This window comes from Halomonas sp., from assembly GCF_029263665.1.
Taxonomy (GTDB): Bacteria; Pseudomonadota; Gammaproteobacteria; order Pseudomonadales; family Halomonadaceae; genus Halomonas.
On record NZ_JAJUFQ010000002.1, the window covers coordinates 43,701 to 56,750 of the forward strand.

Here is a 13,050-nt window from a genome sequence, read left to right on the forward strand (position 1 = left end):
GCTCCGGGGCAGCCTGGCAAAGATCCAACCCAGACCTTGAAGCGAACCTAGCGGTTCTCCTCACACCACTGCCGAGCGGCGTCAAGACAGCTGTCCCAGTCACCTACATGAAGGAAATGCTGCTCAGCATGCTTTTCCAGCTGGTAACGGTACATGGGGTCGTAATATTCCGTCAGCAATGGCGCCAGCCAGGCCTCATGGGCCTGGCGATTGCCCCGTTCATGTTCACGAAAGGCCAACTGCTGCAATCGCTGGAATCGCGCCAGCCGAGCACTACCAAGACGTTTCTTCAAGCGCCCCAGGGCGGATGACAGCTGCTTGCGCATCAGCGCCCAGCCCAGCCACTCGCCAAACTGCTGCCGATAGATAGCCCACAGGTCATCGATATAGTCCTTGTGGATCTGGCGCAAGCGCCAGTCCAGCGGCATTTCCACCCGCACCCGCGGTGCAGCTTCCATGCTATGCCAGAACTCCAGCGGAATATTGGCCGTCCCTATATGGCGTGATTCATCCTCCACGACCAGCGGACCAGACAGCGACAATAGCCGCAGCCCCATGGCATGCTCGAAGTCGATCTGAGATGGGGCAACCAACGGATGGCGACCAAAAGCAGAGCCCTTGTGACGGGCACAGCCTTCCAGGTCCAGACCTTCGTCAAGCGCCTGTACCAAGGCAGTCTTGGCACAGCCGGTCAAACCGCCCACCACCAGCAATGGCTGTGCGGCCGCCGTATCGACCCGCTCGAGCAGGCCCTGGCGCATGGCCTTCCAACCCCCTTCAATACGCGGACGCAGGATACCGGCCTCATGCAGCCACTGTTGAGAAATCTGAGAGCGCAGACCGCCACGGAAACAGTAGATGATGGCGTCCGGGGTCTTCTCCAGCTGGCTTCGCCAAGCCTCGACACGCGCTTCCTTGATGGCCCCGGCGACCAGCTGATTCCCCAGGGCAATAGCAGCATCCTGACCATGTTCCTTGTAGGCAATACCGACGAGACGCCTTTCCTCATTGTCCATCAGCGGCAGATTGACTGCACCAGGCAGGCTGCCCTGGGCAAACTCCACCGGCGCACGCACATCAATCAGAGTGCGCCCTTCACGCAGCAGGTTCAGATCAGCCGGAACCAGCGGCAGCTTCATCCGAGCACCTCGATCAGCGCCTCACCCTTGGCCTTGATGATCTCACCGAAGGGCACCAGTTCAATGCCATGATCGCGGCCAACACGCTCGACATCGTCCTGCCAGGAAGGATGCACCGTGATAAGCAGACCACCGGAAGTCTGCGGATCACACAGCCATTGCCAATGGGCCTCATCCATATCAGGCAAGGCCGCACCAAGGGCCGTGCGGTTGCGCCCTGTACCGCCAGGTACCGCGCCCTGGCGACGATAGCTCTCCGCTTCGGCCAGGCGCGGCAGACGCCGGAAATCGATCCTCGCCGCGACACCGCTGGCAGCACACACCTCGGAAAGATGCCCAGCCAGACCGAATCCCGTGACATCGGTCATCGCATTCACGCCCTTGATCCGGGCCAGCTCAGCCCCTATGCGGTTGGACTTCAGCATGGTTTCTCGCGCCAGGTTCTGATGACCACTCTCCAGCAGACCGCGCTTCTCTGCCGTCGTCAGCAGCCCGACGCCCAGCGGCTTGGTCAGATACAGCAGGTCGCCAACCTGAGCGCCCTTGTTGAGCTTGAGATGCTGAAGATCGACCAGGCCATTCACTGACAGGCCAAAGATCGGTTCTGGAGAATCAATGGAGTGCCCTCCTGCCAGAGCCAGGCCCAGTTCACGGCACACCGCCTGAGCGCCCGCCATCACATCGCCGGCAATCTCTGCACTCAGCTTGTCCAGCGGCCAGCCAAGAATGCCCAATGCCATGACGGGTGTCCCACCCATTGCGTAGACATCACTGATGGCATTGGTAGCGGCGATACGCCCAAAATCGAAGGGATCATCAACGATGGGCATGAAGAAGTCGGTGGTAGCAATCATTCCGCGCCCATCACCAAGATCGAACACCGCGGCGTCCTCACGTCCCTGGTTACCCACGATCATCTGCGCATGGCCCGCGCCGGGGCCAGCCTGGGCCAGGATACCGTCAAGCACGTCGGGGGCGATCTTGCAGCCACAGCCGGCGCCGTGACTGTACTGGGTCAAGCGGATGGCGCTCATTGCAATCTCCTGAAAACTGAAAGCACTAGACAAGCAAATATTGCCGCCATTCTACACCAGAGCGGGCATCGCACGGTCACTCCCCCAGGAACCTTCTTCTTAGCAGGTACTGCCTATCTGGCATTACCTACTGGCACACCGATCAGGTGCTACAGGACTTCCAGGGCCTCGGACAACTTGTCCACCGCCACAACCTCCATGCCGGGCGGAATGGTCTTGGGCACATTGCCACGCGGCACGATGGCCTTGGTGAAACCGTGCTTGGCGGCCTCAACGATTCTCTCCTGGCCGCTGGGTACCGGGCGGATTTCCCCAGACAGCCCCACTTCGCCAAATACCACCAGTTCACGCGGCAGGGCTCGGGTCTGCAAACTGGAAACCACCGCCACCAGCACCGCCAGATCAGCACTGGTTTCGAGTACCTTGACCCCGCCGACAACATTGAGGAAGACATCCTGGTCGCCGGTAAACAGGCCACCATGACGATGGAGCACTGCCAACAGCATGGACAGACGGTTACCATCCAGGCCGACCGCCACTCGGCGTGGATTACCCATGGACGACTCATCCAATAGCGCCTGAACCTCGACCAGGATCGGGCGCGTACCTTCCCAGACCACCATTACCACGCTGCCAGGTGCCTGCTCCTGCTGACGGGAAAGGAAGATGGCGCTGGGGTTCTTCACTTCCTTCATGCCATGTTCCAGCATGGCGAATACACCCAGCTCATTGACAGCACCAAAGCGATTCTTCTGCCCACGCAGGGTCCGAAAACGGGAGTCTGCCCCACCTTCCAGCAATAATGACGCATCAATCATGTGCTCAAGCACCTTGGGCCCCGCCAGAGTGCCATCCTTGGTCACATGTCCCACCAGCAGCAACACCGTATTGCTCTGTTTGGCGAAGCGAGTCAGGACCGCAGCCGATTCGCGCACCTGGGCCACGCCTCCCGGTGCAGAGGAAATATCTTCCAGATGCATCGTCTGGATCGAGTCAATGACCAGAATTTCCGGGCGCTCTCTCTCTGCTACAGCCAGAATCGTCTCGACACTGGTTTCTGCCAGCATCTTGAGTCCCTGTGTCGGCAGCTGCAGTCGATGGGCGCGCATGGCCACCTGGGACAACGATTCCTCCCCGGTCACATACAACACATTGCATTGCTGGGCCAGCTTGCATGCCGTCTGCAACAACAAGGTCGACTTGCCAGCGCCAGGGTGGCCACCGAGCAGTACTGCCGATCCAGGTACCAGGCCGCCACCCAGCACGCGATCGAACTCGGCGAAAGTGGATGACAGACGAGGTACCTCGGAGAGATCCACATTGGCCAGATCCACGACTTCACGGGACAGGTTGCCGCTATAGCCACTACGCGCAGCTGAGGCACTAGAGCCACCGCGCCCAGGAGACGACAGGCGCACCTCACTGAGGGTATTCCACTCCATGCAGCTGGAGCATTGCCCCTGCCACTTTCGATATTCAGCACCGCACTCAGTGCAAACAAAGGCGCTCTTGGACTTGGCCATGATCCCTGTGCTCACTCGGCATCACAAAAGAAATATGCAGTTGCAGAACATCTGCCAGAAACAGCAAGGGGCGGCCTTGTAGGCCGCCCCCATGACAACAGGACTCGCGATCACTTGCGGGTCAGTTGCAACATGCTGTTGTTCTGGAAGCGACGACGATCGGGATCGATCAGTTCCAGCGTCTGCGGATCTACACGCATGAAATAGTAGGTCTGACCTTCGCCATTCGGGGTCAGTTCATAGACGGTCGCGCTGGGGTCGTCGGCTGTCCCACTCAGCACTTCCCAGTTACCGTTGTATGTCTCGTCCGCCGGATTCTGGGGATGGTTGCGATAGGAGGCAGTCAGGTCAAAGGTACGCTCTGTCGGAGCGCTCGCCTCTGTACCTTTCAGGTCGACGGTCAGGTCGATGCCATCGCAGTTACGGCACGGCAGAGTACCTTGATAAGTCGCTGTTTGCGCCTGCATGGCGTCCTTGGATTCCGTGTCATCGGAACCGCTGCTGGCACAACCGGCCAAAAGGGCAAGCATGGCCGATCCAACCAGCAATGTCCTGAGTCGCATATGAGTCCTCCTAACCTTTGAGCATATGGAACCGTGCCTTGATGACGGTCTCCTGGTCGACAGCATAACCTCCCAAGACGTCCTCGCCCACCCCCTTTGCTTATCCTGCCGGTGGCATGACATGGGTAAAGACCAGCCCCAGCACGATAGGCATTACCACTAGGCTGCCTAGATTACCAATCAACACCAGAGATGCCACCTTATGTGGCTCCTGGCGATACTGCTCCGATACCAGGTAGTTGAGAACGGCGGGCGGTAATGCGGAGAATACCCATAACGATGCAGCCTGCAAGCCGCTGAGGTCGAACAGCACAATCAATGGCCAGGCCAGCACCAAGCCCGATAGCGGGCATAACACCGCACCCAGCAGCCCGCTGCGCCAGTCACTGAAATCGATCTCCAGCATGCGTACCCCCAGAGCAAACAACAGCAACGGCACACATACTCCACCCAGCATGTGCAGAGCCTCGAGTAGCCAGCTGGGCAGCTCAACGCCACTCAAGTTGCACACCAATCCCGCGATACTGGCCAGCACAATGGGCATACGCAGCAAGCGCCACAACGGAGTATGCGGGCTAAGCATGTACAAGCCCACGGAAAAATGCAGCAGCATCTCGACAATGAACAGCACCACCGCGGCCGGTAATGCCTTATCACCAAACGCCAGGACCAGCAGTGGAATTCCCATGTTGCCGGAGTTGTTGAACATCATCGGCGGAATGAAGGTCTTGGGTTCCAGCTTGAGCAGCTTGACCACTGGCCATACCACCAGCCCTGACCCCAGCACCACGATCACCCCAGAAATCGCCAGGCCGGTGTACTCCGCCAAGGGGGCCTGTCGATCGGCCAGCACCACGAAAGCCAGCATCGGAACGAACAGTTCCATGTTCAGCGTATTCAGTACTCGAATATCAGGCGAACGGAAGTGTCCATACAGAGTTCCCGCTCCGGAAATCAGGAATACCGGAAGCAGGGTCGCGAGAATGCTGGCAGTCATGTCGTCCCTTGGATATTAGTCTGCGAACAAAACAGTGCCGCTCAGCGTATCATGCATACCTCTTGCGTGGTGCGGGCTCTCGGGTCACCATGACCAAAGTGTTAGGGAAGCACTGCATATTACTCAGCATTTCCTTAGGCCCGTGTTTCCTCCTCTTTAACTTCCTGCCAAGCGAGTACCCATGAGCCAGTTGTGGAGCCCCGCCGTGCGGGAGCTGACGCCTTACATACCCGGCGAGCAGCCCCGGGAGCGGTTGATCAAGCTGAATACCAACGAAAACCCTTACCCTCCTGCCCCTGGCGTGGAGAAGGTGCTGCGTGAATTTTCTGCCGACCATCTGCGCCGCTACCCGGACCCGACGTCCAATGCTCTTCGTGAAGCACTGGCCAAGGCACTCGGTACAAATGTCGCTCACGTCTTCGTCGGAAATGGTTCGGATGAAGTGCTGGCCCTCGCGTTCCAGGCCTTTTTCCGCCAGGCCAAGCCATTGGCCATGCCGGATATTTCGTACAGCTTTTATCCGGTTTACTGCCGCATGTACGCGATCGAAAGTCAGTCCTTCCCGCTGGATGACGAATGGCGCGTCGACCTGGATGCCCTGGCAGCCTCCGACAATGGAGGCGTCATCTTCGCCAACCCGAATGCACCGACCGGCCACGGGCATGGCCGGGCCGCCATCGAGGCTCTGTTGAAGAAAGTGCAGGACCGAGTCGTGCTGGTTGATGAGGCGTATGTGGATTTTGGTGGCGAAAGCGCAGTGCCCCTGGTGAACAAGTACCCCAACCTGCTGGTCACCGGTACCTTCTCCAAGTCGCGCAGCCTGGCCGGCACGCGCCTGGGTTATGCCGTGGGATCACCAGAGCTGATCGAAGGCCTGACCCGAGTGAAGGATTCCTTCAACTCCTACCCGGTAGATGCCCTGGCCAGTGCCATCGGCATTGCAGCCCTGGAAGATGTCGATCACTTCGAAGCCACTCGTGAAGCCGTCATCACCACTCGCGAGCGCACTTCCCAGCAATTGAGCCAGCTCGGCTTCAAGGTCCTGCCTTCCCAGACCAATTTCGTGCTTGTTTCGCATCCTGAACAGGATGCTGCCCAGCTCTTCCTTGGTCTACGAGAGCGTGGTGTCCTGGTGCGCCACTTCAACACGGCGACGCTACGCGACTGGCTACGCATTACCATCGGAACCGACGATGAAATGGACAGCTTGATCGAAGTGCTGTCGGAACTGTGCCGCTGATAGCAACCCGTCGAGCATAAAACAGGCGTAAAAAAGAGCCGCCAAAGCGACTCTATGGTGATGCTGATGCATGCCCTGGATAACATGTCCTGGGCATGCGCGGCTATAAGCTAGGTTCCTGACGTGGGCCACGCTTAGCACCTGGTCCCCCCTTGACGCCAGGGCCACCTTTGGCACCTGGACCACCATTGGCATTGGGGCCTTTGGCTCCTGGACCACCGTTGCCATTGGGGCCGCCTTTAGCGCCCGGGCCGCCGCTGGCATTGGGGCCTCCTTTAGCACCTGGACCACTGTTGGCATTAGGACCACCTTTAGCACCTGGGCCGCCGCTGGCATTGGAGCCACTTTTGGCACCTGGACCACGTGGCGTGCCTGGCCCATCTTCGGCGATAGTTTCCGCTGCCTTGTCCAGATTGAGCTCGGGCTCTTTATCGCGTCGGCTGGCCAGCGGCTCGGCCGGGCGAGTGACACGGGCATCGCTGACACAGGCACCATCGTCTTCGATGATGCGCGATGGCGCGGTCCAACTCTGCTCGGTGTTGTGTACCGCTGGGCGACGCTCATAGGAACGGGTCACAACGGAGGCAGGCGAGAAGCCCTGGCGGGAGTCAGCCAGGTAGTACGGCAACATCCACAACTCGGCCACCAGGCGGATGCCCACCATGGCGAGAAACATCACCGCCGCACCTATCGCCAACGGAGGCCAGGCATCAGCCCAGCTGATCTCGCTCATCCAGGGAGTGCGCGGCAGCAGCCAGTACAGGCCAGCAGCCATTGTGCCGAGTTGCAGCAAAAAATGGCAAAACAGCAAAACCCTACGGGGCAAGGGTGCGCGCGGAAAGAAAAACTGGCGCATGACTAAGATCCTCGGTTACGGAAGGGGTATGCTACCGCAAAGGAGGTAGGTGTCGTCACTGTGCCACGACAGCGACGCCGGTGTCGCCAATTACTATCAATGCTCAATAAAACTTCTTGTTATCAAACAATTGCTGTCACTCCCAGGCCTTCAAACACTGTCCAGTCAACGACATGTTCTCATGGCATGCTTTCATGTACATGGTCTATGGCATCTGAGGTAGGTCGATTTCATCACTCCGGCGTACACCTTCCGTCATCTGCCGACATTGGCGCAGAAACTCACGCATACCGGCAGTGAGGTATTTATGACGATGCCAGATAAAGGTGAACTGCCGGCACAGATCCAGCTCCGGGGTGGGGATCGGCACCAGACTGCCGCGCCGAAAGGCATCGCGCAGCGCCAGGCGTGAAACACAGCCAATACCCAATCCGGATTCCACTGCTCGCTTGATGCCCTCTGTATGCTCCAGCTCCAGCAAGGTATTGAAGCGACCACGACGATGGCGTGCCGCTTGCTCGAGGGTCATGCGTGTGCCAGACCCTTCTTCGCGCATGATCCATGCCTCTCGCAACAGTCGATCCAGCTCTATGGGACCTTTGCCGGCCAGCGGATGGTTAGGTGCGCAGAACACCACCAGGTCATCCTCCACCCAAGGCTGCGCAATCACGTCATCTTCTTCGCACTGGCCTTCGATCAGGCCCAGGTCCAACTGGTGATGGCGGACGCGATCGATGATCGCTCTAGTGTTACGCACTTCCAGGCGTACTCGACTACCAGGGTGCTGCTGCATGAAATCACTGATCAGCAACGTCGCCAGGTAGTTGCCTATGGTCAATGTTGCACCAACCTCAAGATTCCCGATGCCCTGCTGGCCTCTTAGCAATTCTTCCACTTCCTCGGCTCGATCAAGCAGGGCCACTGCCTTCGGTAGCAGTTGGAACCCCAGGGCATTGAGCTTGAGTCGCTTGCCGATGCGATCAAGCAACTGGCAATCGAACTGACGTTCCAGTTCAGCCAGGGCAGTACTGGCAGCAGACTGCGACAGGGACAACGCCCGTGCTGCCTGTGACACGCTTTCGTGCTGGGCAACGGCAACGAAGACCTCGAGCTGACGCAGGGTATAGCGCATAAGAGCACCTTGTGAAATCGCTCATGAAGTCGAGACAGAAAACTCGTTATTCATATTATAGATAAGCGATATCCATACAATCCATTTAACAGATAACGCCCTACGCCTTAGAATCACCGACAAGCCTATAGACAATCTTATATTCCCAATAGGAATATATAGAGCATCATTCTCAAGGAGTCGGCATGAGCAAGTTTGCCCTGGAAGAAGTTCTCAGTGTGCACCACTGGAACGATAGTCTATTTACCTTCCGTACCACTCGTGATCGCAGCCTGCGATTCAAGAATGGCCAGTTCGTCATGATCGGCCTTGAGGTGGCAGGCAAGCCGCTGATGCGCGCTTATTCCATCGCCAGCCCGAACTACGAAGATCACCTTGAATTCTTCAGCATCAAGGTTCCGGACGGCCCCCTGACGTCTCGCCTGCAGCACCTCAAGGTAGGCGACCAGATCATGGTCAGCCGCAAGCCTACCGGCACCCTGGTATGTGACGATCTGCTGCCAGGTCGTAACCTGTACATGTTGTCCACTGGCACCGGCCTCGCTCCCTTCATGAGCCTGATTCAGGATCCGGAAGTCTACGAACGCTTCGAGAAAGTGGTACTGGTACACGGTGTGCGTACCGTTAGTGAGCTGGCCTACGCCGACTTCATTACCAAGGAACTGCCCGCCCACGAGTATCTGGGTGAGGAAATCGCCGAGAAGCTGGTCTATTACCCCACGGTGACCCGCGAAGACTTCCACACCATGGGACGCCTGACAGATCATATCCGCAGCGGCAAGCTGACCGCTGACGCCGGCCTCCCGGCCATCGACCCCAAGCAGGACCGTGCCATGATCTGCGGCAGCCCGGCCATGCTCGATGAGACCAGTGCCCTGCTCGACGAACTCGGCTTCAACATCTCTCCGCGCATGGGTGAGCCCGGCGATTATGTGATCGAGCGCGCTTTCGTCGAGAAATAAGTCGACACGACCGCCATCGCACTCAGCGATTCATCACGAAAACCCCGAGCGTCAGCTCAGGGTTTTTGTGTTTTTGGCAAGCGTCAAACCAGCCGTTGTCCCGATACACTCGGATGAAACAACGGCTGAACACTGTTGCCATCAGGATCCAGGCAATAAAAGCTGCGCCCGCCGTCCGCATGATCATGTGGACCACGGGTGATATGAACGCCCGCAGCAGCCAGGTAGTCATGCCAGGCATCGACATCCTCGCGCTGGTCGACGACAAAGCCAAAGTGGTCGAGACGCTGCGGATCTCCTCCGGTCGGCTCCTTTGCACGACTGAGGGAAAAATTGTCATTGCCCAGCGTCAGATAGACCAGGTCCGCATGAGCACGACGCAGGATGCGCATGCCCAGCAGGTCGACATAAAAGCGCTCACAAGCCTCGAGATCCTGGACCTGTAGCGCAATGTGGCGAATGCCGTTCAAGGGGGCGGGACGAGACATGTTGCGAGCTCCTGATAGGTTGGATACTGTTTATATGGAAATATTTTCCAAATATCACAGTCTGCGCGGAATGATGCCACCACGCAACCCGCCCCATCAGGAGCCAAGATGTACAGTATTATTGTCAGAACACAATTGAAGCCCGGCAACCGGGAACGCTTCCTTGCTGCCATGCTGGAAAATGCCCAGGCGTCGGTACGCGAAGAATCCGGTTGTCTGGTGTTTGATGTCATTGAGGATCGCGAGACCCCTGACTGCTTTCACCTGTATGAAGTCTATCGGGATGAGCAGGCACTGGCGGCCCACAAGGAAACACCACACTATCAGGCATCACGCCAGATAGTGACACCCTTGATCGAGTCCCAGAGCGTGACACGCGCGGATGTCCTGGGCTTGAACCCAGAGCGGTGAGGGAACTCTGCATCAGCGCTGATGACAAATGGCTGCTCGCCAACTCATCGCAGCGTGATGGAATACTGGCGTCTTGCGTACAGATCTTGCCCTGGAGGTGGAATGAAACCCGAGGACCTGGAACGGCTGGTGACACTGCGCATGCCTTTCGGAAAATACGAAGGCACGTTGATCGCAGACCTGCCTGGCCCCTATCTCAACTGGTTTGCCCGCGAGGGATTTCCTCAAGGTGAAATTGGCCGCCTGCTTGCCATCATGCACGAAATTGACCACAACGGCCTGAGCTACCTGCTGGAGCCATTGCGCCGGACTGACAGCACAACGCACTCTTGATGGAGACTTCTGGTCTTCTGTCCACGCGCCAGCGCTATAGAAGATGTGTATATCCGCCCTGGTCGCGTTCATGGTACCTGAGCGTATCGTGAACGCGGCCAACAGCACTGCATGATGGTGTCGGATCAGCGTGATGCTTACACGGCGTCCTTGTCGACCTCACCGGTACGAATACGAATCACTTTCTCCAGTGCAGTGACGAAGATCTTGCCGTCGCCAATCTTGCCTGTATTCGCTACAGAGGTAATCGCATCGATGACCTGGTCGACCATACCATCGTCCACCGCGACCTCGAGCTTCACCTTGGGCAGGAAATCCACCACATACTCAGCACCACGATACAGCTCGGTGTGGCCTTTCTGGCGGCCGAAGCCTTTGACTTCCGTCACGGTGATACCCTGGACGCCGATTTCCGAGAGCGACTCGCGCACGTCGTCGAGCTTGAATGGCTTGATAATCGCGGTCACCAGCTTCATGGTGTCTTCCTCTTTCTGTTCTCTGGGGAAAGCCTGTCACTGCTTCATGCGGTCCAAGGCTTTCCGTAATGAAGGTGGCCTGCAATATACAGCAACACACCTGACGGATTCTGAGACCAAGCATACCCCTGCCGGGCAGAAATAAAAAAGGCCCCCGAAGGGGCCAGGTGGAGCACGCCAGCTCACTGGTGTCGCTGGTAACCTCGAGGTTACTTCTTGGCGACGTTAAACTCGGGATAGGCTTCGAGGCCACACTCAGCCAGATCGACGCCTTCATATTCTTCTTCTTCGCTGACACGGACGCCCATGACAGCCTTGATGATCAACCACACGATCGCACTGGCCACGAATACCCAGACAAAGATTCCTGCGATACCGGTCAACTGAGCACCAAAGGTAGCATCAGCATTGTTCAGAGGTACCGCCAGGACGCCCCAGATCCCCGCCACACCATGGGCAGAAATCGCACCAACCGGGTCATCAAGGCGCAGCTTGTCGAGAGAGATGATGGAAAGCACTACCAGCAGGCCGCCAAGTCCACCAATCAGAGTGGCACTCAGGGCACTCGGTGAAAGAGGGTCGGCAGTGATGGAAACCAGGCCAGCAATGGCACCATTCAACGCCATGGTCAGGTCAGCCTTGCGGAACAGCACCTTGGCCAGCACGAGGGCAGCAAGCACACCACCAGCCGCTGCAGCGTTGGTATTCACCAGCACCTGGGCCATGTGGTTGGCTGAAGTCACATCAGACACCTTCAGCTCCGAGCCACCATTGAAGCCGAACCAACCCAGCCACAGGATGAAGGTACCTAGCGTGGCCAGCGGTAGATTGGCACCAGGAATCGCATAGATGGCGCCGTCCTTGCCGTACTTGCCGCGACGCGGACCAAGGATCAGCACACCGGACAGAGCCGCGGCAGCGCCCGCCAGGTGCACGATGCCAGAGCCTGCGTAGTCCGAGAAGCCCAGCTCGGACAGCCAGCCACCACCCCAGGTCCAGTAACCGGAAACCGGGTAGATGAAAGCGGTCATGACCACGGCGAAGGCCAGGAAAGCCCACAGTTTCATGCGTTCGGCCACGGCACCTGAGACGATCGACATGGCCGTTGCGACAAACACGACCTGGAAGAAGAAGTCTGCACGAGCAGAGTAGTAGGGGGCATCTTCACCGCCTGCCAGCACTGCATCTACGGTATTCTCATCCCCCAGCAGGAAACCCAGGCTGGGCAGGAAGCCGCCCGCATCGGATGAATACATGATGTAGTACCCAATCAGCAGGTACATGGTGCAGGCAATGGCGAACAGCACAATGTTCTTGGTCAGAATCTCGGCGGTGTTCTTGGCTCGGACAAGGCCGGCCTCGAGCATGGCGAAGCCTGCGGCCATCCACATGACAAGAGCGCCACAGACAAGGAAATAGAACGTATCGAGCGCGTAGCTCAGTTCACTGATGTCGACCATTGATGTTCTCTCTGTAATGTCGGGTCGGTACGGAGCAAAAAGAGCCGCCAATCAAACAGCGTCAGAACCGCGTTCACCGGTTCGTATGCGAATGACATCTTCAAGAGCGGTGACAAAGACCTTCCCGTCACCGATCTTTCCACTGTTGGCGGCATTGCAGATAGCTTCCAGGACCGTGTCCAGACGCGACTCGTCGATGGCGACTTCCACCTTCACCTTGGGTAAAAAATCGACCACATACTCGGCACCACGATACAACTCGGTGTGGCCCTTCTGGCGGCCGAAACCCTTGACCTCAGTAACGGTGATCCCCTGGACGCCGTTGTCTGCAAGTGCTTCGCGCACGTCGTCCAGCTTGAAGGGTTTGATGATGGCAGTGATCAACTTCATGATGGCGATGCTCCCTCTTACAGGGGTTAGCGGCATGATGCCGTAC

Annotated in this window: 15 protein-coding genes; 4 read left to right on the top strand and 11 right to left on the bottom strand. The window is 57.9% G+C overall.

What is annotated here, in order from left to right; genetic code table 11:
- Positions 1 to 47: 47 nt before the first annotated feature.
- The 5 genes from mnmH to Q1K07_RS01990 all read right to left on the bottom strand — a co-directional run bounded on the left by mnmH (position 48) and on the right by Q1K07_RS01990 (position 5,256).
- Positions 48 to 1,139, bottom strand: a complete 1,092-nt coding sequence (gene mnmH, locus Q1K07_RS01970) for a tRNA 2-selenouridine(34) synthase MnmH (protein ID WP_300307019.1) — start codon at positions 1,137 to 1,139, stop codon at positions 48 to 50.
- The gene (gene selD, locus Q1K07_RS01975) at positions 1,136 to 2,173 is read right to left on the bottom strand and encodes a selenide, water dikinase SelD (protein ID WP_300307021.1); all 1,038 of its coding nucleotides are present in this window, start codon (positions 2,171 to 2,173) and stop codon (positions 1,136 to 1,138) included. Before selD ends, mnmH begins: the two co-directional genes overlap by 4 nt.
- A 149-nt stretch (positions 2,174 to 2,322) precedes the next feature.
- Positions 2,323 to 3,696 carry a DNA repair protein RadA gene (radA, locus tag Q1K07_RS01980; RefSeq protein WP_300307023.1) on the bottom strand — a complete coding sequence of 458 codons (1,374 nt, stop codon included), beginning with the start codon at positions 3,694 to 3,696 and terminating at the stop codon, positions 2,323 to 2,325.
- Between the two features lie 110 nt (positions 3,697 to 3,806).
- A complete protein-coding gene (locus tag Q1K07_RS01985; protein ID WP_300307026.1) occupies positions 3,807 to 4,259 on the bottom strand; it encodes a copper resistance protein NlpE N-terminal domain-containing protein in 453 nt (150 codons plus the stop codon).
- 100 nt (positions 4,260 to 4,359) lie between these two features.
- A complete protein-coding gene (locus tag Q1K07_RS01990) occupies positions 4,360 to 5,256 on the bottom strand; it encodes an AEC family transporter (protein WP_300307029.1) in 897 nt (298 codons plus the stop codon).
- Between the two features lie 181 nt (positions 5,257 to 5,437).
- Here Q1K07_RS01990 and hisC point away from each other — a divergent pair, with 181 nt between their 5' ends.
- On the top strand, positions 5,438 to 6,496 hold the full coding sequence (hisC, locus tag Q1K07_RS01995; RefSeq protein ID WP_300307032.1) for a histidinol-phosphate transaminase: 1,059 nt from the start codon (positions 5,438 to 5,440) through the stop codon (positions 6,494 to 6,496).
- A 103-nt stretch (positions 6,497 to 6,599) separates the two neighbouring features.
- Here hisC and Q1K07_RS02000 read toward each other — a convergent pair whose 3' ends face one another.
- Positions 6,600 to 7,271 (bottom strand): hypothetical protein, encoded by a 672-nt coding sequence (locus tag Q1K07_RS02000; RefSeq protein ID WP_300307035.1) that lies wholly within the window; start codon positions 7,269 to 7,271, stop codon positions 6,600 to 6,602.
- Positions 7,272 to 7,557: 286 nt separating this feature from the next.
- The gene (locus Q1K07_RS02005) at positions 7,558 to 8,484 is read right to left on the bottom strand and encodes a LysR family transcriptional regulator (RefSeq protein ID WP_300307038.1); all 927 of its coding nucleotides are present in this window, start codon (positions 8,482 to 8,484) and stop codon (positions 7,558 to 7,560) included.
- Positions 8,485 to 8,669: 185 nt separating this feature from the next.
- On the opposite strand from Q1K07_RS02005, the gene Q1K07_RS02010 reads away from it, so the two are divergent.
- On the top strand, positions 8,670 to 9,446 hold the full coding sequence (locus tag Q1K07_RS02010; protein ID WP_300307041.1) for a ferredoxin--NADP reductase: 777 nt from the start codon (positions 8,670 to 8,672) through the stop codon (positions 9,444 to 9,446).
- A gap of 83 nt (positions 9,447 to 9,529) precedes the next feature.
- Here the strand turns inward: Q1K07_RS02010 and Q1K07_RS02015 are convergent, their stop codons facing one another.
- A complete protein-coding gene (locus Q1K07_RS02015) occupies positions 9,530 to 9,934 on the bottom strand; it encodes a VOC family protein (RefSeq protein ID WP_300307044.1) in 405 nt (134 codons plus the stop codon).
- A 108-nt stretch (positions 9,935 to 10,042) separates the two neighbouring features.
- On the opposite strand from Q1K07_RS02015, the gene Q1K07_RS02020 reads away from it, so the two are divergent.
- Both Q1K07_RS02020 and Q1K07_RS02025 read left to right on the top strand, forming a co-directional pair.
- A complete protein-coding gene (locus Q1K07_RS02020) occupies positions 10,043 to 10,345 on the top strand; it encodes a putative quinol monooxygenase (RefSeq protein WP_300307047.1) in 303 nt (100 codons plus the stop codon).
- Between the two features lie 102 nt (positions 10,346 to 10,447).
- Entirely contained in the window at positions 10,448 to 10,678 is a 231-nt protein-coding gene (locus Q1K07_RS02025) for a DUF3820 family protein (RefSeq protein ID WP_300307049.1), read from the top strand.
- Positions 10,679 to 10,815: 137 nt separating this feature from the next.
- Here Q1K07_RS02025 and glnK read toward each other — a convergent pair whose 3' ends face one another.
- From glnK to Q1K07_RS02040, 3 genes are all read right to left on the bottom strand, one after another.
- Entirely contained in the window at positions 10,816 to 11,154 is a 339-nt protein-coding gene (gene glnK, locus Q1K07_RS02030; protein ID WP_149282460.1) for a P-II family nitrogen regulator, read from the bottom strand.
- Positions 11,155 to 11,363: 209 nt separating this feature from the next.
- On the bottom strand, positions 11,364 to 12,614 hold the full coding sequence (locus Q1K07_RS02035) for an ammonium transporter (RefSeq protein ID WP_300307054.1): 1,251 nt from the start codon (positions 12,612 to 12,614) through the stop codon (positions 11,364 to 11,366).
- A gap of 51 nt (positions 12,615 to 12,665) precedes the next feature.
- Positions 12,666 to 13,004 carry a P-II family nitrogen regulator gene (locus Q1K07_RS02040; protein WP_149282455.1) on the bottom strand — a complete coding sequence of 113 codons (339 nt, stop codon included), beginning with the start codon at positions 13,002 to 13,004 and terminating at the stop codon, positions 12,666 to 12,668.
- Between the last annotated feature and the right edge of the window lie 46 nt (positions 13,005 to 13,050).